An 18,942-nucleotide genomic window follows, 5' to 3' on the forward strand; every position below is an offset into this window, starting at 1 on the left:
CTGGGTACTTCTCTTCACCGACAGTCTGTCAGCTCCGTGTCGCGCTCGCGCAGCGCCACCCACCGACGGAGGTAGGTTGGCTGGCAGTACGACCACCCCCGTCCTGGCTCAGAGGAGAGAAGCACCATCGTGAGCGAGCGTCTGCAGGCGGGCGACACCGCCCCCGCCTTCACCCTGTCCGACGCCGACGGCAACCAGGTGTCGCTGGCCGACCACCTGGGCCGCAAGGTGATCGTGTACTTCTACCCGGCGGCGCTGACCCCGGGCTGCACCAAGCAGGCCTGCGACTTCACGGACAACCTGGAGGTGTTCGCGGGCGCGGGCTACGACGTGATCGGCATCTCGCCGGACAAGCCGGAGAAGCTCGGCAAGTTCCGCGAGAAGGAGGACCTGAAGGTCACGCTGCTGTCGGACCCGGAGCACGCGGTGCTGGAGGCGTACGGCGCGTACGGCGAGAAGATGAACTACGGCCGCACGTACCAGGGCGTGATCCGGTCGACGGTGATCGTGGACGAGCAGGGCAAGGTCGAGCGGGCGCTCTACAACGTCCGGGCGACCGGCCACGTGGCGAAGCTGCTGAAGGACCTGAAGGTCGGTCAGTAGGGCCCGGAGACGGCAGCGGTGGCGGCCGACCCCCCGACCGGGTCGACCGCCACCGCCGTTCATGGGCTCGGGATCAGCAGGCCCCGAGGTCCGTCCAGACGCCCCAGGCGCCGCTCAGCGACGGGTCCTCGCCCGCGGTCCACCACTTGTTCTGGTAGTAGTGGCCCTTCCACGACACCTTGGTGACGGTGGCGTAGGTGGTGCCGGCGCTCCAGCTCGGCGCGCCGGAGCAGTTCCCGGCGGACGCGGACGGCGAGGCCGACTGCGAGGCGGAGGCGCTGGCCGAGGCGGACGCCGACGGCGAGGCCGACTGCGAGGGCGAGGCCGACGCGGAGGCGGACGCCGAGGCCGAGGCCGAGGTGCTCGGCGACGGGGAGCCGGTGCCGGCCGTGGTGCCGCGGGTGTAGTCGCCGGCGATGCCGTACAGGGTGCCGCCGACGTTGACGGTCCAGTTGGCGGGGGTGGAGACCGGCAGGTAGTAGACGAAGGCGACGTCCACCGAGGCGCCGGGCGCCAGCGACTGCCAGGTCGGCAGCTTCAGCGAGACCCGGTTGTAGGTGCCCTTCAGACCGCCGACGTTGCTGCCGGTGTGGTCGGCGCGGATCACCTTGGAGCCGAAGCCGGACTGGTCGGCGGCGTTGCTGGGCGCGGAGTTCGCGTAGTCGAACTGGAACTCGGTGCCGCCCGGCAGGGTGACGGTCGAGTTGTTGACGATGTGGATCTTCGGGTTGATCGGGTAGTTGTTGTCGCCCAGCGCGAAGTTGGTGAACGACACGTCGATCGGCAGGGTCTGCTGCGGCAGCGCGACGGTGGAGCGGGTCGCGCCGTACGCCGCGGCCGACTTGAACTTGTCGTACAGCAGCGAGGTCATCGTGGAGCCCTGGACGTACTCGCCCTTGCCGCCGTTGGCGGTGGCGTCCCACTTGTAGTCGCCCGCGAGCTCCCAGATCATCGCGCCGCCGACGCCCTGGTTGACCAGGTAGTCGGCCTTGGCGCCGATGGACTGCTCGTCCTCGGTGGACAGGAACACCTTCTTGTCGGCGTTCCACAGCCACGGCGCGACCAGCGAGGAGCTGTAGTTGCGGGTGTAGGTGCCGTTCAGCGCGGTGTCCTTGACGCCGTACTTGGCGAGGTAGTCCGGCAGGACGCCCTTCTCCAGGTTCTTGGCGTGCCACATCGGGTTGGAGCCGGCCGGCGACTCCTTGCCGTTGTCGTCCAGGTCGTGCCAGATGTTGTCGATGCCGACGGCGCCGTCGCCACAGGTGGTCAGGCCGGAGCCGGCCGGACAGTTGGTGGTGGAGGCGGTGCCCCACAGGCCGTTGGTGCCGCCCTGCACGTTCTGGAAGCCGCGGGTGTAGTACGGCACGCCGAGGTTGATCCGGCCGGCCGGCATCGCGCCGCGGAAGTAGTGGTAGGCCCAGTCGCCGTTCAGGTAGCCGATGCCGCCGTACTGCGAGGTGCCGTACACGTTGGCGGCGGCGAGCTCGCCGTCCTTGCCGTCGTCGTACAGCGCGGCGTTCGGGCCGACGTACTTGTTCCAGGCGCCGTGCAGGTCGTACGACATGATGTTGACGTAGTCCAGGTACTGGGTGACCTGGAAGGTCTCCATGCCGCGCAGCAGGTAGCCCGAGGACGGGGCGGCGACCGACAGCAGGTAGTACTTGCCGTCGGCGGCGGAGGCCCGGTCGAGCTTCTCCCGCATGGTCTTCATCAGCGCCGCGTAGCCCTTCATCAGGGACGCTCGCTTGGCGTTGGAGATGGAGTAGTCGAGCGGGTTGCCCGCGTCCTTCATCGAGGTCGGGTACTCGTAGTCGAGGTCGACGCCGTTGAAGCCGTACTTCTTGATGAAGTTGACGGCGGAGTCCGCGAAGGTGTTGATGCCGGCCTGGTTGACCGACCCGTCCGCGTTGACGGTCATCGAGTAGAAGCCGCCGGAGTTGACCCGCTTGCCCGAGTCGTCGAAGTAGCCGCCGGTCTCGGCCCAGCCGCCCACCGAGACCATGGTCTTCACGTTCGGGTACTGCTTCTTGTACTTGGTCAGCAGGTTGAAGTGACCCTTGTACGGCAGCGACGGGTCCATCTCCGCGCCCGCCACGCCCGGGAAGGTCATCCCGGTCGAGGCGTTGTCCGCGCTGTCCGTGCCCACCGAGAGGGTGTTGTCACTGGCGACGTGCGCGAACGCGTAGTTGAGGTGGGTGACCTTGTCCCACGGGATGTTGTTCACCAGGTAGGCAAGCGTGCCGTCCTTGCCGGTGCGCCAGCTGGTGAAGTAGCCGATGACGCGGCGCTGGTGGTCGGCGCCCATCTGCTCGCGGCCGCTGGTGTCGTAGACGTTGCAGTAGGGGACGTCGACACCGGGCGTGGTGTACATGCCGTCGGGACGGCAGGCCTGGTTGTCGACGGCGGCGGCGGACGGCGCGACGCCGAGCGTGCCCATGAGCAGGCCCGCCAGCCCCGCCGCCGCGGTGGCGGCGAACGCCACCTTGCGGCCGGTCTTCTGACGGCCCGCAGCGGTGGGACGCTGCGCCGTCGTGTGTCGGATCAACACTCGGTCCTCCGGGAGAGAGTGTCGCGTGCACGCCTGTGGGAGGGCGTGCACATGTGGGGGAAAGTTCCGCCGAACTTAAAAGGTCTGGACCATCTACGTCAACAGGTCTGTACCAACTTGGCGAGAAAGGCCGCACCGTCCGCACTCGGACGATCCGGCCTTCCCCAGGGAGAGTTGACGCTACTTCACGCTTCCGGTCATCGCGTTGACCAGCGTTCCGGCCGGGTCGTCGCCCTCCAGCGAGTAGGCGAAGATGCCGCCCAGGCCCTTGCTCGTGGCGTACGCGCCGCGCGCCGCGATGGCCTGCGGGGTGTCGCCGGTCCACAGGCTGGTGCCGTCGTAGATCCACGAGCTCTGCGTGGTCGGGTCCCAGTGCACGGTGGAGCCGGTGGTCTTCCCGGCCGCCGCCAGCTCCTTCCAGAACGCCACGCCGGCGGTCTGGCTGGTGCTCTGCGCCCCGGCCGGGCCGGTCGCGGCCTGGTACAGGCCGTAGGTGGAGCCGGCCTGCACGCCGGTCCAGCCGCGGAAGTAGAACGGCACGCCGAGCGCCAGCTTCTTGGCCGGGAACCCGCCCTTGATCCCGTACGCGGGGGCGCCGTTCAGGTAGGCGTTGACCGCGTTGTCCACGGTGTACTTCTGGGTGCCGGGGGCGACCACGGTGCTCGGGTCGTTCGGGCTGTCGTACAGCGGGTCCTGGAGGTTCGTCGGACCGGTGGCGTCCCACGCGCCGTGCATGTCGTAGGACATCACGTTGCCGTAGTCCAGGTACGTGCCGATCTGGTCGGTCTGCAGCAGCGCGATCTTGTCCTGCCCGCTCGGCAGCGCCGCGGTGAGCAGGTACTTCTTGCCGACGGTCTGCCCGTAGGCGTCCAGCTGGTTGCGGAACTCGGCCAGCAGGGCGGTGAAGTTGGCGGTGTCGGCGGCCGTGTAGTGGTTGCCGGTGTGGCCGCCCGCGGAGGCCGGGTACTCCCAGTCGATGTCGATGCCGTCGAAGACGCCCATCGCCGCCGCCGCGCCGCCGGTGATGTCGCCCTGGATCGAAGGCAGGTTGCCCTTGATGAACATGTCGATGCAGGAGGAGACCAGCTTCTTGCGCGAGGCGTCGGTGGCCGCGGCGTCCGAGAAGTACTTCGAGTAGGTCCAGCCGCCCAGCGACATGGTGATCCGCAGGTTCGGGTACTTCGCCTTCAGCTCCCGCAGCTGGTTGAAGTTGCCCTTCAGCGGCTGGGTCCAGGCGTCGGTGGTGCCGTCCACCGAGATGTCCGAGGTGTAGCCCTTCTGGTAGTCCGCGAACGCGTCGCCCGCGCCGTCGCCGGCGCTCGGGTTGTTGTCGTTGGTGTCCGCGGCCTTGATGGTCTCGAAGCAGCTCAGCGTCGACGGGTTGATGTTGGCGAACGCGTACGTCATCGTGTTCAGTCCGCTCGCCGCGCCGGTCGCCGCCATGGTGGACGGGTAGTACTTGTTGCCGTAGATCCCCCACTGCGCGAAGTACGCGGACTTCAGCGGCCCGCTGGGCGCCGCGCCCGTGGTCACCGCGACCGGCGCCGAGTAGCCGCTGCTGTGCCCGTCCTTGTCGTAGCCCTGCACGGTGAAGGTGTACGCGGTGTTCGGCAGCAGCGAGGAGACGGTCACCGCGGTGCCCATCGAGGTCGCGGTCTGCACGCCGCCGGAGAAGATCCGGTAGACCGCGCTGTTGCCGTTCTGCGCGTTGTCGGTGGAGGCGTTCCACTTCAGCGTCACCGCGGTGCCCGCCACGCTCGCGCTCAGCCCGGTCGGCGTGGTCACCACCCCGTCCCCGCCCGGCGTCCCCGTCGCGGACGAACTGGCCGACGGCGAGGCGCTGTTGCTCGCGGACGCACTCGCGGACGCACTCGCCGAGGCGGAGGCGGACGCGCCGGTGCTCGCCGACGGGCTGGCGGAGCCGGAGCCGCCGGGGCCCGTCAGGGTCAGGTCGTCCGCGTAGTAGGCGCCCTGGCCGTACCAGCCGTGCGTGTAGACGGTCACCGAGGTGGTCGACGCGCCGGTGGTGAAGGTGGTGCTGCGGCTGGTCCAATCGGCGCTGGAGCCCCAGGAGTTGGTGTCGGTGGTCCCGGTCCCGGTGACGCCGAGGTAGGTGTAGTTGCCCTTCAGCCAGCCGCTCAGGCTGTACGTGGTGTTCGGGCTGACCGCGACGGTCTGCGAGCACTGCGCGGTGTCGGAGGCGGAGGCCGCCGCCTGCAGCGCCTTGGCGCCGCCGTGCGGGGCGGCGGCGGTGATCGAGCCGAGGCCGCCGGAGCAGCTCCAGCCGGACAGCGTGCCGGTCTCGAAGTCGCCGTTGGCCAGCAGGTTGACGGTGGCGGCCGAGGAGGCGCCGCCGATCACGGTGACCAGTCCGGCGGCTCCGGCCACCAGGGCGGTCGCGGTCGCCAGCGCGGTGCCGGCCTTCAGCGGGCGCCGGCCTGCGGGGCGCGCGGATGTGGCGCGTTCGGGCATGGTGTCGCTCCAATGTTCGCGCCCGGCAGGGGGACCGGACGCCGTGGGGGAGGAATGACGCGGCGCGAACGTACGTGGTCTGGACCACACTGGTCAATAGGTCTGTACCAATTCTCAGCCACCCCGGCGAGTGCCCGAACGCCGCCCGAAAGGGTGGTGCACGCCGAGGTGACGGACAAGTAGCATGACGGGGAAGTCGTTGCCTGCGGTCTTGGCGGAATTGGCAGACGCCCGGGTTTTAGGTGCCCGTGAGAGAGATCTCGTGAGGGTTCGAGTCCCTCAGGCCGCACCGGATTTCACACGCGCGAGGCCCGCCCGGAATGTTCCGGGCGGGCCTCGCGCGTGTGCGAACGCGGCGTCTCAGCCGAGCAGTTCGGCGACCACCGGGGCGAGCGAGCGGAACGCCTGGCCGCGGTGGCTGATCGCGTTCTTCTCCTCGGCGCTCAGCTCGGCGCAGGTCCGGCTCTCGCCGAGCGGCTGCAGGATCGGGTCGTAGCCGAAGCCGTTGGCACCGGCCGGCTCGGTGCGCAGCGTGCCGTGCAGCCGGCCCTCGACGACCCGCTCGGTGCCGTCCGGCAGGGCGAGCGCGGCGGCGCAGGCGAAGGAGGCGGCGCGGTGCTCGGGCGCGATGTCGCCGAGCTGGGCGAGCAGCAGGTCGAGGTTGGCCCTGTCGTCGCCGTGCCGGCCGGCCCAGCGGGCGGAGAAGATGCCGGGCGCCCCGCCGAGCACGTCCACGCACAGCCCGGAGTCGTCGGCGACGGCAGGGAGTCCGGTGGCCTTCGCCAGCGCGTGCGCCTTCAGCAGGGCGTTCTCGGCGAAGGTCACGCCGGTCTCCGGCACGTCGGGCACCTCGGGGAAGGCGTCGGCGCCGACCAGTTCGACCTCCAGTCCGGCCGCGCCGAGGATGTCGCGCAGTTCGGCGACCTTGTGCTGGTTGCGGGTGGCGAGAACGAGTCGCTTGGTCATGCCCGCAAGCCTAACCACCGGCCGGGGTCAGCCCGTGCACACCTTGCTGACCCGGCCCGCGGCGTCGCCGAGCGGCCCGAGGTCCGGCACCTGGTTGCTGTCGACGGCCGTCTGCACCTTGTCGACCTGGGCCTGCAGGTCGCCGACGGCCTTGGCGAGGTCGGCGTCACTGGAGTTGCGGCCGATCTTGTCCAGGTCGCCCTTGATCTTCTTCAGCGCCTCGCCGGCGGCGGCCGGGTCCTTGTCCGCGTTGTTGTACGCGGATCCCAGCTGCGCCACGTCGGTGGAGATCTGCACCGCGGTGTTGGCGCAGCTCACCGCCTTCTCCGCGGCGGAGCAGCTGACCGCACTCAGCGGCAGGATCAGCACCAGCGCGGCGACGGCGAGCGCGGTGGTGCGGTTGATGCTGAGCGGCTGCTGCATCGGCGAGTCCTCCAGGAGGGTGTGCGGGCTCACAGCGAACGTTAAGGGTCTTCCCGCGCGGCTGTACAGCACACGCGGGTCACCCTTCGGTTCTGACGGCCGTTCAGCCCACCGCGGTTCCCGGCGGGTTCAGAGTTCCAGGGCCTTGCGCTGGATCTCGTCCAGCTCGGCGCAGCCCAGGCTGCCGAGGTCGAGCAGCTGGTTGAGCAGCTCCCGGTCGAAGGGGGCGCCCTCGGCGGTGCCCTGAACCTCGACGAAGCGCCCGTCGGAGGTGCAGACGATGTTCATGTCGGTCTCGGCCCGCACGTCCTCCTCGTAGCGCAGGTCGAGCATCGGGACGCCGTCGATGATGCCGACGCTGACCGCGCTGACGCCGCCGGTGATCGGCTGGCCCTTGGCGCGCAGCAGCTTCTTGCCGCGGGCCCAGGAGACCGCGTCGACCAGCGCGACGTACGCGCCGGTGATCGCCGCGGTGCGGGTGCCGCCGTCGGCCTGGAGCACGTCGCAGTCGAGCACGATGGTGTTCTCGGCGAGCGCCCGGTGGTCGACCACGGCGCGCAGCGAGCGGCCGATCAGCCGGCTGATCTCGTGGGTGCGGCCGCCGATCTTGCCGCGCACCGACTCGCGGTCGCCGCGGGTGTTGGTGGCCCGGGGCAGCATGGCGTACTCGGCGGTGACCCAGCCCTCGCCGCTGCCCTTGCGCCAGCGCGGGACGCCCTCGGTGACGCTGGCGGTGCACAGCACCTTGGTGTCGCCGTAGGAGACCAGGACGGAGCCTTCGGCGTGCTTGCTCCAGCCCCGTTCGATGGTGATGGGGCGGAGCTGGTCGGGGGTGCGGCCGTCGATGCGTGACATGCGAACGAGCGTATCCCGTCCGGGTCCGGGCCCCGCGTCCGGACGTGCGAGGGCCCGCCGCCGGGAGTCCGGGGCGGGCCGTCGAGGTGGGGCGAGCCGGTGCGGGCTCAGCTCACATCATGTCCTCGATCTCGGCGGCGATCGGGTCGGCGTCGGTGCCGATGACGACCTGGATGGCCGTGCCCATCTTCACCACACCGTGCGCGCCGGCCGCCTTGAGCGCGGCCTCGTCGACCTTGGAGGCGTCGTGGACCTCGGTGCGCAGCCGGGTGATGCAGCCCTCGACCTCGTCGATGTTCTCGATACCGCCGAGACCGGCGACGATCTTCTCAGCCTTGCTGGCCATGGTCTTTCTCCCTCTGTCTCGGCGCTTCGGCGGTCGGTCGCCGGGTGCCGTACTGCGTGTGCGGTGGTGCCGGCCGGAAGTGACTCGGGATCAGTCTGCCGCGCCCTCCGACGGCGCGACCAGCATCACCCGATTCCGGCCGATATGCCACGTTAGTCCACTTTCGGACTAGCTCCGCGCGCGGCCCGCGTGCGGGCCGCCCGAGGATGACGATCATCGGGTCCTCGGACCCGGCGGACCGCGACCGGCCTCGAAAATGGTCTACACCAATCGTAGGTGTACTCCGGACAACGCCGGACGGTCCGCCGGTGTTCCTGGCCCCGGACACGGACGGACGAGACCGGGCACGGAACGCGGAGGGCCGACGAATGAGTTCAACAGGCGCCACGGCTCATCAGAGCACCTGGTGGCACACCTTCTACGGCGGCCTGCAGAAGATGGGCCGCAGCCTCCAGCTGCCGGTCGCCGTCCTGCCCGCCGCCGGCATCCTGAACCGGCTCGGCCAGCCCGACATCTTCGGCGCCGACGGCCTCGGCTGGGACAAGGTCGCCACCGCCATCGGCGCGGCCGGCGGCGCGCTGCTCAACTCGGCCCTCGGCCTGCCGCTGCTGTTCTGCATCGGCGTGGCGATCGGCATGGCCAAGAAGGCGGACGGTTCGACGGCGCTCGCCGCGGTGGCCGGCTTCCTGGTCTACTACACCGTCCTGCAGGCCTTCCCGGAGGGCTGCAAGGCCGGGGCGGTGCTCAAGGGCAACCAGTGCGTGGACTTCACCGCCGACGTGGCCGAGAACGCCGCCTTCCAGAATCCCGGCGTGCTCGGCGGCATCCTGATGGGCCTGTTCTCGGCCTGGCTGTGGGTGCGCTTCCACCGGGTCCGGCTGGTCGACTGGCTGGGCTTCTTCAACGGCCGCCGCCTGGTCCCGATGATCACCGCCCTGGTCGGCCTGGGCTTCGGCTCGCTGATGGTCTGGGTCTGGAAGCCGATCGGCACCGGCCTGAACGACTTCTCCCAGTGGCTCGCCGACCTCGGCTCCGGCGGCGCCGGCATCTTCGGCGTCGCCAACCGCGCGCTGCTGCTGATCGGCATGCACCAGCTGCTGAACACCTTCGTCTGGTTCCAGTTCGGCAGCTTCACCAAGCCGGACGGCCAGGTGGTCAACGGCGACATCAACCGCTTCCTGGCGGGCGACCCGACGGCCGGCCAGTTCACCTCCGGCTTCTTCCCGATCATGATGTTCGCGCTCCCCGCCGCCGCGATGGCCATCGCCGCCGCCGCCAAGCCGCACCGGCGCAAGGAGATCTACGGCCTGATGACCTCGGTCGCGCTGACCTCCTTCGTCACCGGCGTCACCGAACCCATCGAGTACTCCTTCGCCTACGTCGCCCCGCTGCTGTACGCGGTGCACGCCCTGCTCACCGGCGCCTCGATGGCGATCACCTGGGGGCTCGGCGTCCACGACGGCTTCAGCTTCTCGGCCGGACTGCTCGACTACGTCATCAACTGGGGCCTGGCGACGAAACCGTGGCTGATCATTCCGATCGGCCTCTGCTTCGCGGCCGTCTACTACGTGCTGTTCCGGTTCATCATCGTCAAATTCGATCTGAAGACGCCCGGCCGCGAGGACGACGACGAGGTGGAGGACGTCACCAAGGCCTGACGCATTCGCCTCCGGCGCCCCCGGTGGGAGACAATTCCCGTCCGGGGGCGCACTGCTGTCCCCGTGCTGACACGACGTCAACCACCGGAAGGTTTCGATTCCGCAGCGCTTGTCCTCGGCAAACCCCAAAAGGTTCCGGAGCCCGTTCGGCGCGTGCTAGAAACTGGACCGGGCCACCAGTGGTCTAGACCAGAATCGCGCTGCCGTGAGGAACCGTCCGCTATGAGTACGACCGCACCGAACTCGCAGGCGGCACCGGGCGGACGGGCCCTGCGCGCACGCGTCTTCCCCGCGCTCCAGAAGATCGGCCGCAGCCTCCAGCTCCCCATCGCGGTGCTGCCCGCCGCCGGCATCCTGCTGCGGCTCGGCCAGGACGACGTGTTCGGCCCCAAGGGCCTCGGCTGGACCAAGGTCGCCGAGGTCTTCGCCGCCTCCGGCCACGCCGTGTTCGACTGGATGCCGCTGCTGTTCTGCGTCGGCATCGCGATCGGCTACGCCAAGAAGGCCGACGGCTCCACCGCGCTCGCCGCACTGGTCGGCTTCCTGACCTACCACCAGGTGCTCACCGCCTTCCCCAAGACCGCGTACGTCCCGCTGCCCGGCAAGGACCTGCCGGCCACCTACCAGGACCCCGGCGTGCTCGGCGGCGTGGTCGTCGGGCTGCTCTCCGCGATCCTCTGGCAGCGGCTGCACCGCACCCGGTTGGTCGACTGGCTCGGCTTCTTCAACGGCCGCCGGCTGGTGCCCATCGTGATGGCCTTCGTCGGGACCGGCCTCGGCGTCCTGTTCGGCCTCTGCTGGGGCCCGATCGGCACCGCCGTCGACGACTTCAGCAACTGGGTGATCGGCCTCGGCGCCCTCGGCTCCGGCGTCTTCGGCCTGATCAACCGGGCGCTGCTGCCGTTCGGCCTGCACCAGATAGCCAACACCTTCTTCTGGCAGCAGGCCGGCACCTACACCGTCGGCGACCGCACCTTCCAGGGCGACCAGACCCGCTTCTTCCAACTCGACCCCGACGCGGGCCAGTTCATGTCCGGCTTCTTCCCCGTCATGATGTTCGGCCTGCCCGCCGCCGCCCTCGCCATCGCCCACTGCGCCCGCCCCGAACGCCGCCGCGCCGTCCTCGGCATGATGGTCTCGCTGGCCCTGACCTCCTTCGTCACCGGCATCACCGAACCCATCGAGTTCGCCTTCGTCTTCATCGCCCCCGCGCTGTACGCCGCCCACGCCGTCCTCACCGGGCTCTCGATGGCCGTCACCTGGGGCCTCGGCGTCCACCACGGCTTCACCTTCTCCGCCGGGGTCATCGACTACGTCCTCAACTGGGGCTACGCCACCAGACCTTGGCTGATCGTCCCGATCGGACTGGTGATCGCGGCGGTCTACTACACGACCTTCCGCTTCGTCATCCTCCGCTTCGACCTGAAGACCCCGGGGCGCGAGGACGACGACTTCGAATGACGCCGGGCCGACCGAGGGCGCTTCAGATCCAGCCCAGCCTGGTCGCGTGCACCCCCGCCTGGAAGCGGGACTGCGCACCCAGGGCCGTGGTGAGGTCGGCGACCAGGCGGCGCACCGTCCGGTCCGAGATCTCCAGCTTCCGCCCGATCGCCTGGTCCGTCAGGCCGGCGGCGAGCAGCCGCAGCACCTCGCGGTGCCGGTCGTCGGGCGCCGCCCGGCCCAGCAGCTCCGAGGGGACCCAACTCCCCGCCCAGAACTGCTCGAAGAGCTCGCGGACCACCGACACCACCGCCGGGTCGCGGACCACCACGGCCGCGGTGCCGGGCGGCTCGCCGGGGGCGGGCAGCACGGCGAGGCGGGTGTCGACCACGATCAGCCAGAGCGGCAGCGTGTGCGCGACGCGGATGCTCGCGCCGGCCGCGGTCAGCGCCTGGACGTGGGCGAGCACGGCCGGCTGGTGCAGGGCGGCCGCCGGGTACACGGTGCGCAGCGCCACCCGGTGGGCGAGGGCGATCCGCTCCCGAGCGAGCTTCTCGGCGAGGCCGCTCTCCGACTGGTCCTGCCCGGGCCGCAGCGACAGCGCCTCGGTGCGGGCCGAGCGGGCGGCGTCCTCCAGCAGGACGGCGATCCGCTCCGGGCCGCGGACGAGTTCGTGCGCGGCGGCGGTGCGCAGCGGCAGGTAGTGGCTGTGCAGGTGCTCGACCTGCTCGCGGGTGCGGCGGGCCTCGCCGAGCAGCGCGGCGAGCCGGCCGTCGGAGTCGGCGAGCAGGTCGCGCACCGCGCTGTCGACCGGGACGGCGGCCACGCCGCTGCTGGTGGCGGTGGTCGGCCGGAGCAGTCCGAGGGCCCGCAGCTCGTCCAGTGCGCGGGCGAACTCGGCTTCCTCGCAGGCGAGTTCCTCGCGGAGGCCGGACAGCGTGCAGCCGGGGTCGGCGAGCAGGCGGGCGTACACGGCGGTGCTGGTCTCCACCCTCCGGAGGGTAGGGCCGCGGCCGGTGGGCGGACCGGCGGTTTTCAGCATGCGAGACGGGCGCGCCGGTGGCGGCCATGGCCCGATCCGGCGGGCCCGGTGCTCTTCGCGGGGCGGGCGGAGGTCTCCAGGATGGGCGGCATGGCGATTCCCGAGTCTTCCGTGATCTGGTTCGACGGCGCGCTGGTGCCCTGGCAGGAGGCCCGGGTCCACGTGCTGACGCATGCGCTGCACTACGGCACCGGGGTGCTGGAGGGCACCCGGGTGTTCGACACCGCGGACGGCCCAATGGTGTTCCGGCTGGACGAGCACCTGGCCCGGCTGGACCGCAGCGCCCGCATGCTGCGCATCGAACTGCCCTACCGGCAGGACGAGTTGGCGGCGGCGACGGTGGCGCTGGTGGCGGCGAACGGCCACCGGGAGTGCTACCTGCGGCACCTGGCGTTCCTCGGCTACGGCTCGATGGGGCTGGACATGCGGCACTCCCCCACCAGCGTGTCCATCGCGTCCTGGGAGTGGCCGGCCTACCTGCCGGCCGGGCGCGGGCTGCGGCTGACGACCAGCAGTTGGCGGCGCACCGACCCCAACTCGGTGCCGCCGGCGGCGAAGGCGACCGGGCCGTACCTGAACTCGGCGCTGGCCCGCCGGGAGGCGACCGAGGCCGGCTACGACGAGGCGCTGCTGCTGGCCCCGGACGGGACGGTCAGCGAGTGCAGTTCGGAGAACGTGTTCGCGGTGCGCGGCGGGGTGCTGCGCACCACGCCGGCGAGCGCGGGCGCGCTGGAGGGGATCACCCAGGACACCGTGCTGACGCTGGCCCGGGACTTGGGCGTCGAGGTGCGGGTGGAGCCGCTGCTGCGCTCGGACCTGTACGCGGCCGACGAGCTGTTCGTCTCCGGGACGGCCGCCGGGGTGGTCCCGGTCGCCTCCCTGGACAACCGTGAACTACCGTCGGGCGAGGGCGAGTTGACCAAGCTCCTGGGGCGGGCGTACCGGGCCGCGGTGCTCGGGGAGGACGCCCGGTACCGGCACTGGCTGACGCCGGTTCACAGCTCGTAGACGGCTCCGGCGCGGGCCAGGTCGACCGGGCCGGGGAAGGCGGCGGCGGCGTCCCGGCGGTTGTGCTCGGCGTCGGTCCACGGCGGGATGTGGGTGAGCACCAGCCGTTCGACGCCGGCCCGGGCGGCGTGCTCGCCGGCCTGGCGGCCGTTGAGGTGGATGGAGTCGAAGGTCTCCTTGCCGTGGGTGTAGGCCGCCTCGCAGAGGAACAGGTCGGCGCCGCGGGCGAGTTCGACCAGGTCGGGGCAGACCCCGGTGTCGCCGGAGTACACCACGCTGCGGCCGGCCGCCTCGATCCGGAAGCCGTAGGCCTCGCAGTCCAGGTGGTTGACGCGGGCCGCGGTGACGGTGAACGGGCCGAGGGACAGCCGGGCGCCGTCGCCGAGGTCGCGGAAGTCGAAGACCTCGGTCATGCCGGGCTTCTCCGGCATGTCGTAGGCGCGGGCCAGCCGGTCGGCGGTACCGGTGGGCCCGTACACGGGCAGCGGGTCGGGGCAGCCCTCGACCCGGTAGTTGCGGGCCACCCAGTAGGCGCACAGGTCGATGCAGTGGTCGGCGTGCAGGTGGCTGAGCAGCACCGCGTCGACCTCGTACAGGCCGGTGTGCTGCTGCAGGTTGCCGAGCGCGCCGTTGCCGAGGTCGACGACCAGGCGGTAGCCGTCGGCCTCCACCAGGTAACTGGAGCACGGGGAGTCCACGGACGGGAAGCTCCCCGAGCACCCCACCACGGTCAGTTTCATGCCGAGCCCTTCCCGCCCCGTCGGGCCATCGTCCGCGGCCGTCCGCGCCGCCGGGGGCGGAGCGGGTTCTTTGAGTGTCGAGGGTAAGGGCCGGTCGGCACTTTGCCCCCTCTCCCGTGCCGCGCTGTGGGCGGAATCACCAGGACGGGGCGGGGCGTCTCAGCGCCTCCCGGGGCGGCTGCGGGCCCAGTGCCGGATGGTCTCCGGGTACCAGCGGGGGCGGTAGCCGGCGTCCACCCGGTCGGGGTGCGGGAGCAGGCCGTGACGCTTGTAGGTGCGGACGGTCTCGGCCTGCACGCCGATGTGACGGGCGATCTCGACGTAGGACCAGAGCTTCCGGCCGGGCATGGCTGCCCACCTCCACGGTGACGGTGAACCAAGTGGTGCGCCGTCAGCCTCACGGGGCGGGTGCGCGGGGCGGGCGCGCGACCCGGGGCGGTGGCGGTTCCGTGACAGAGCGGTCACCGGGAACGGACAAAGAGCCGGATGTCACAGCGGGCCGATGATCGGACGAGCCGACCGCACGGACGCCGACGGCGCGGCACCCGGAGGGGTGCCGCGCCGTCGGACCGACGTTCCGTCAGGCCCAGAGCTGGCCCTGCAGGGCCTCGACCGCGGCCTCGGTGGACTCGGCGGTGTAGATGCCCGTGGACAGGTACTTCCAACCGCCGTCGGCGACCACGAAGACCACGTCCGCCCGCTCGCCGGCCCGGGCGGCCTTGCGGGCCACCCCGATCGCGGCGTGCAGGATCGCGCCGGTGGACACGCCCGCGAAGATGCCCTCCTGCTGGAGCAGTTCGCGGGTGCGGGCGACCGCGTCGGCGGAGCCGACCGAGAAGCGGGTGGTCAGCACCTCGGCGTCGTACAGCTCGGGGACGAAGCCCTCGTCGAGGTTGCGCAGGCCGTACACCAGGTCGTCGTAGCGCGGCTCGGCGGCGACGATCTGCACGCCGGGGACCTTCTCGCGCAGGTACCGGCCGACGCCCATCAGGGTGCCGGTGGTGCCCAGGCCGGCCACGAAGTGGGTGACGGTGGGCAGGTCGGCGAGGATCTCCGGGCCGGTGCCGTGGTAGTGCGCGCCCGCGTTGTCCGGGTTGCCGTACTGGTAGAGCATCACCCAGTCGGGGTGCTCGGCGGCGATCTCCTTGGCGATCCGCACCGCGGTGTTGGAGCCGCCGGCGGCCGGCGAGGGGATGATCTCCGCACCCCACATCCGCAGCAGCTCGCGGCGCTCCTCGCTGGTGTTCTCCGGCATCACGCAGACCATCCGGTAGCCCTTGAGCTTGGCCGCCATGGCGAGCGAGATGCCGGTGTTGCCGCTGGTCGGCTCCAGGATCGTGCAGCCCGGGGTGAGCCGGCCGTCCGCCTCCGCGCGCTCGATCATGTGCAGCGCGGGGCGGTCCTTGATCGAGCCGGTGGGGTTGCGGTCCTCCAGCTTGGCCCACAGCGTGACCAGGCCGTCGTCGTTCCCCGGCACGGCGGCGGAGAGCCGCGGCAGCCGTACCAGCGGGGTGTTGCCGACGGCCTCGATCGGGCTGTCGTAGCGCATTACTTCATACCGCCGGCCACGGCGGGGAGGATGGTGACGCTGTCGCCGTCGGTGACCGCGGTGGCCACGCCGTCCAGGAAGCGGACGTCCTCGTCGTTCAGGTAGACGTTGACGAAGCGGCGCAGCTCGCCGCCGTCCAGCAGGCGGGCGGCGATGCCGGGGTGGCGGGCGTCGAGGTCGGTGAAGAGCTCCCCGAGGTTGGCGCCGTTGCCGTCGACGGCCTTGGCGCCGTCGGTGTAGGTGCGGAGGATGGTCGGGATGCGGACCTCGATGGCCATGGCTGCGCTCCTGTGGAGTGGGGTCGGTGTGCCGGGCCGGGCGGGGCGCGGCAGGAGGAAGGGCCCCGGGGCGCCCGGGGCGGGAGGGTCGAGAAAGCTGTCGAGAGGCTTGCCGCCGGCTCGGCCGGTCAGCGCGCGGCGGTGCCGGGACAGATCGCGCTGGCGAGCCGGCACAGGTCGACGTGCAGGCGTGCCACGAGGCGGGTGCCTGGGGCCTGAATGCTCACATCGACGGAACGCATGGACTCATCGTATAGATTCCCGCCCCCGCTTTGACATGCTCGTCTCGCCATCCGGGCGTCCGCGTTCCGAGGGATGGGAAAACGGGCCCGCCCGCCGCTCGCGGAGCGGCCGGGTCGGGCCCGTCGTGGGGCTGCGGGGGCTCAGTCCTGGTACGCCTCGACCACCTGGACGTCTTCCTCCGTGATCACGCCGTCCACGATGCGGAACGAGCGGAACTGGTACGGGTCGTCCTCGCCGGTGCCCTCGGCGGTGGAGACCAGGACGTAGTGGGCGAACGGCTCGGAGGCGTAGCTCACGTCGGTGCGGGACGGGTAGGCCTCGGTGGCGGTGTGCGAGTGGTAGATCACCACCGGCTCCTCGTCCCGGTCGTCCATCTCGCGGTACAGCTTCAGCAGGTCGCCGGAGTCGAACTCGTAGAAGGTGGGCGAGCGGGCCGCGTTGAGCATCGGGACGAACCGCTCGGGCCGGCCGGTGCCGGCCGGTCCGGCGATCACGCCGCACGCCTCGTCCGGGTGGTCGGCGCGGGCGTGGGCGACCATCCGGTCGCGCAGTTCTCGGGTGATGGTCAGCATGCGGCCAGGATAGCGAGGCGTCAGTCGCCGCTTCCGGCGTGCAGGTGCCCGTGCGGATCCCCGTGCACGGCGGCCGGGTTGCGGCGGCTGAGCACCCGGAAGCCGACGACCAGGATCAGCGCCCAGCCGGGGAAGACGTACAGCGAGATCCGGGCGGTGGGGTCGAGGGCGATCAGCACGGCGACCATCACCAGGAAGCCCAGCGCCACCCAGCGGCTCCAACTGCCGCCGGGCGCGCGGAAGGTCGGCGCGGGCAGCCGGCCGGCCCGCCAGGCCCGGCGGTAGCGGAGCTGGCTGGCCAGGATGACCCCCCAGGTCCACAGGCCGCAGACCGTGGCGACCGAGGTGATGTACTCGAACGCCCGCTCCGGGACGAGGTAGTTGAGCACCACGCCGGCACCCATCAGCAGGCAGGAGACGGTGATCGCGGCGGCGGGGGTGCGGCTGGCGGTGAGCCGGGTGAGCCGCCGGGGGGCCTGCCGGCGCAGCGCCAGGTCGCGCAGCATCCGGCCGGTGGAGTACATGCCGGAGTTGCAGGAGGACAGCGCGGCGGTGAGCACCACGAAGTTGATGATGCCGGCCGCCGCGGGGATGCCGACCTTGCCGAACGCGGCCACGAACGGGCTGACGCCGGGCTCGAACTCGGACCACGGCACCAGCGACAGGATGATCAGCAGGGCGCCGACGTAGAACAGCGCGATCCGGGCCGGCAGGGTGTTGATCGCCCGCGGCAGGGTCTTCTCCGGGTTCTCGCTCTCGCCCGCGGTGACGCCGACCAGCTCCACGCCCAGGTAGGCGAACATGACGATCTGGAGCGACATCACGGCGGCGCCGAAGCCCTTGGGGAAGAAGCCGCCGTCCTTCCACAGGTGGGTGATCGAGGCGGTGTCGCCGGCCGCGGAGAAGCCGAAGACGAGCACGCCGATGCCGATCAGGATCATGCCGACGATCGCGGTGACCTTGACCATGGAGAACCAGAACTCGATCTCGCCGAACAGCTTCACCGAGATCAGGTTGGCGGCGTACAGCAGCACCAGGAACACCAGCGCCGTCCCCCACTGCGGGACGCCCGGCTCCCAGAACCGCACGTAGACGGCGGCGGCGGTGGTCTCCGCCATGCCGGTGACCACCCAGAACAGCCAGTACGTCCAGCCGGTGACGAAGCCGGCGAACGGGCCGAGGAACTCCCGGGCGTACTCGGCGAAACTGCCCGACACCGGGCGGTAGGTGAGCAGTTCGCCGAGCGCCCGCATGATCACGAAGATCACCACGCCGGCCACCGCGTAGGCGAGCAGCAGGCCGGGGCCGGCCTTGGAGATGGCGGTGCCGGCGCCGAGGAACAGACCGGTGCCGATCGCGCCGCCGATCGCGATCATCTGGATCTGCCGACCGCCGAGGCCGCGCTGGTAGCCCTCCTCGTCGGGGACGGAGTCGGTCGCCTCGTTCGTCTCCTGCGTCATCTGCCCGCCTCGCCTCACGGTCCGCGCCGACCGGTCGGCCGGCCCGCCCCGTCTTCCCTCGGAAGCAGCAGTGAACCATGCGGAAGCCCCGGAACCAGGTGATTCCGGGGCTTTCACAGAACAATCGGACAATACGAGCGAATCGGCGGGCCGGAGGCTCAGCCGATCATCGCCTCCAGCAGGCTCTCCTGCATCGCGCCGAGCCACAGGTAGGCGATCACCAGCGGCTTGCGCGGGTCGTCCTCGGGCAGCCCGTACAGGCCGTCCTCGTCCTCCTCGCTGACCTCCAGCCGGGAACCCAGGGTCAGCCGCAGGTCGTTCAGCGCGCCCAGCCAGCGCGGGCAGTCGGCGGCGCCGACCGCGACCACGCCGCCCTCGCCGCCGAGGCCGTCCAGCGCCCGGACCACCGCCAGCGCGTCCTCGCGCTTGCGGGCCCGCAGGTCCAGCTCGGTGTAGCGGCGGAACTCGGACGCCATCTCGGCGGCCTCCGCGTCCTTCGGCGCGCCCGGGCCGCCGTACGCGTCGGGGAACAGCCGCAGCAGCGCCGGGTCCTCGGGCGCCTCGCTCGGACCCTCGGCGAACAGCGCCGCCAGCGGGTCGTCGCTCTCCCCGCCGGGCGGCGGGCCGATCAGCTCCAGCATCTGCACTTCCAGCGAGCGCAGGATGGAAGCCTCGAACTCGTCCAGCGGGATCGCCGCGCCGCCGTCCGCGGCGCTCTCGAACAAACCGGCCATGTGTT

The 18,942-nt window shown here is 71.1% G+C and carries 19 protein-coding genes and 1 tRNA gene; 5 read left to right on the forward strand and 15 right to left on the reverse strand.

The genetic code is table 11. From position 1 onward, the window contains the following. Nucleotides 1-129 precede the first annotated feature (129 nt). Nucleotides 130-603 (forward strand): thioredoxin-dependent thiol peroxidase, encoded by a 474-nt coding sequence (gene bcp, locus KCH_RS13850; RefSeq protein WP_035863040.1) that lies wholly within the window; start codon nt 130-132, stop codon nt 601-603. Between the two features lie 73 nt (nt 604-676). Here bcp and KCH_RS13855 read toward each other — a convergent pair whose 3' ends face one another. Together KCH_RS13855 and KCH_RS13860 are read right to left on the reverse strand one after the other, a co-directional pair. After that, nucleotides 677-3,040, reverse strand: a complete 2,364-nt coding sequence (locus tag KCH_RS13855) for a chitinase C-terminal domain-containing protein (RefSeq protein WP_244305643.1) — start codon at nt 3,038-3,040, stop codon at nt 677-679. Nucleotides 3,041-3,331: 291 nt separating this feature from the next. Then, nucleotides 3,332-5,623 carry a glycosyl hydrolase family 18 protein gene (locus KCH_RS13860; protein ID WP_051653053.1) on the reverse strand — a complete coding sequence of 764 codons (2,292 nt, stop codon included), beginning with the start codon at nt 5,621-5,623 and terminating at the stop codon, nt 3,332-3,334. Between the two features lie 205 nt (nt 5,624-5,828). On the opposite strand from KCH_RS13860, the gene KCH_RS13865 reads away from it, so the two are divergent. Continuing rightward, nucleotides 5,829-5,912, forward strand: a tRNA-Leu gene (locus KCH_RS13865). A gap of 71 nt (nt 5,913-5,983) precedes the next feature. Here the strand turns inward: KCH_RS13865 and rdgB are convergent. The 4 genes from rdgB to KCH_RS13885 all read right to left on the reverse strand — a co-directional run bounded on the left by rdgB (nt 5,984) and on the right by KCH_RS13885 (nt 8,213). Next, nucleotides 5,984-6,589, reverse strand: a complete 606-nt coding sequence (rdgB, locus tag KCH_RS13870; RefSeq protein ID WP_035863041.1) for an RdgB/HAM1 family non-canonical purine NTP pyrophosphatase — start codon at nt 6,587-6,589, stop codon at nt 5,984-5,986. 27 nt (nt 6,590-6,616) lie between these two features. After that, nucleotides 6,617-7,045: a hypothetical protein gene (locus KCH_RS13875; protein WP_051653054.1), complete on the reverse strand. Its 429-nt coding sequence runs from the start codon at nt 7,043-7,045 to the stop codon at nt 6,617-6,619. A 96-nt stretch (nt 7,046-7,141) separates the two neighbouring features. Next, nucleotides 7,142-7,867: a ribonuclease PH gene (rph, locus tag KCH_RS13880; RefSeq protein WP_035863044.1), complete on the reverse strand. Its 726-nt coding sequence runs from the start codon at nt 7,865-7,867 to the stop codon at nt 7,142-7,144. A gap of 112 nt (nt 7,868-7,979) precedes the next feature. After that, nucleotides 7,980-8,213, reverse strand: coding sequence for a PTS sugar transporter subunit IIB (locus KCH_RS13885; RefSeq protein ID WP_014135942.1), 234 nt, complete (start codon nt 8,211-8,213; stop codon nt 7,980-7,982). A 368-nt stretch (nt 8,214-8,581) separates the two neighbouring features. Here KCH_RS13885 and KCH_RS13890 point away from each other — a divergent pair, with 368 nt between their 5' ends. After that, nucleotides 8,582-9,871 carry a PTS transporter subunit EIIC gene (locus KCH_RS13890; RefSeq protein ID WP_035863046.1) on the forward strand — a complete coding sequence of 430 codons (1,290 nt, stop codon included), beginning with the start codon at nt 8,582-8,584 and terminating at the stop codon, nt 9,869-9,871. A gap of 222 nt (nt 9,872-10,093) precedes the next feature. After that, nucleotides 10,094-11,332, forward strand: a complete 1,239-nt coding sequence (locus KCH_RS13895; RefSeq protein WP_035863048.1) for a PTS transporter subunit EIIC — start codon at nt 10,094-10,096, stop codon at nt 11,330-11,332. A gap of 22 nt (nt 11,333-11,354) precedes the next feature. Here KCH_RS13895 and KCH_RS13900 read toward each other — a convergent pair whose 3' ends face one another. Next, nucleotides 11,355-12,302 (reverse strand): helix-turn-helix domain-containing protein, encoded by a 948-nt coding sequence (locus tag KCH_RS13900; protein WP_051653055.1) that lies wholly within the window; start codon nt 12,300-12,302, stop codon nt 11,355-11,357. A 141-nt stretch (nt 12,303-12,443) separates the two neighbouring features. Here KCH_RS13900 and KCH_RS13905 point away from each other — a divergent pair, with 141 nt between their 5' ends. Continuing rightward, nucleotides 12,444-13,361, forward strand: coding sequence for a branched-chain amino acid transaminase (locus KCH_RS13905; RefSeq protein WP_035871967.1), 918 nt, complete (start codon nt 12,444-12,446; stop codon nt 13,359-13,361). Here KCH_RS13905 and KCH_RS13910 read toward each other — a convergent pair. From KCH_RS13910 to KCH_RS13940, 8 genes are all read right to left on the reverse strand, one after another. After that, on the reverse strand, nt 13,349-14,101 hold the full coding sequence (locus tag KCH_RS13910) for an MBL fold metallo-hydrolase (RefSeq protein ID WP_035863051.1): 753 nt from the start codon (nt 14,099-14,101) through the stop codon (nt 13,349-13,351). The two genes, KCH_RS13905 and KCH_RS13910, sit on opposite strands and share 13 nt — an antisense overlap. A 159-nt stretch (nt 14,102-14,260) precedes the next feature. Next, nucleotides 14,261-14,449, reverse strand: a complete 189-nt coding sequence (locus KCH_RS13915; protein WP_035863052.1) for a MerR family DNA-binding transcriptional regulator — start codon at nt 14,447-14,449, stop codon at nt 14,261-14,263. 232 nt (nt 14,450-14,681) lie between these two features. Next, complete coding sequence (locus tag KCH_RS13920; RefSeq protein ID WP_035863054.1) at nt 14,682-15,650, reverse strand: PLP-dependent cysteine synthase family protein; 969 nt, start codon at nt 15,648-15,650, stop codon at nt 14,682-14,684. After that, nucleotides 15,650-15,928: a MoaD/ThiS family protein gene (locus tag KCH_RS13925; protein ID WP_035863055.1), complete on the reverse strand. Its 279-nt coding sequence runs from the start codon at nt 15,926-15,928 to the stop codon at nt 15,650-15,652. The genes KCH_RS13920 and KCH_RS13925 overlap by 1 nt, the downstream gene beginning before the upstream one ends. Nucleotides 15,929-16,056: 128 nt before the next feature. After that, nucleotides 16,057-16,170, reverse strand: coding sequence for a putative leader peptide (locus KCH_RS46590; RefSeq protein WP_338015809.1), 114 nt, complete (start codon nt 16,168-16,170; stop codon nt 16,057-16,059). A 141-nt stretch (nt 16,171-16,311) separates the two neighbouring features. After that, on the reverse strand, nt 16,312-16,743 hold the full coding sequence (locus KCH_RS13930; protein WP_035863058.1) for a M67 family metallopeptidase: 432 nt from the start codon (nt 16,741-16,743) through the stop codon (nt 16,312-16,314). A gap of 20 nt (nt 16,744-16,763) precedes the next feature. Beyond that, nucleotides 16,764-18,203 (reverse strand): amino acid permease, encoded by a 1,440-nt coding sequence (locus tag KCH_RS13935; protein ID WP_051653056.1) that lies wholly within the window; start codon nt 18,201-18,203, stop codon nt 16,764-16,766. Nucleotides 18,204-18,361: 158 nt separating this feature from the next. Beyond that, nucleotides 18,362-18,937, reverse strand: a complete 576-nt coding sequence (locus KCH_RS13940) for a DUF2017 domain-containing protein (protein WP_035863061.1) — start codon at nt 18,935-18,937, stop codon at nt 18,362-18,364. Between the last annotated feature and the right edge of the window lie 5 nt (nt 18,938-18,942).

The sequence above is a fragment of the Kitasatospora cheerisanensis KCTC 2395 genome (assembly GCF_000696185.1).
Lineage (GTDB): Bacteria > Actinomycetota > Actinomycetes > Streptomycetales > Streptomycetaceae > Kitasatospora > Kitasatospora cheerisanensis.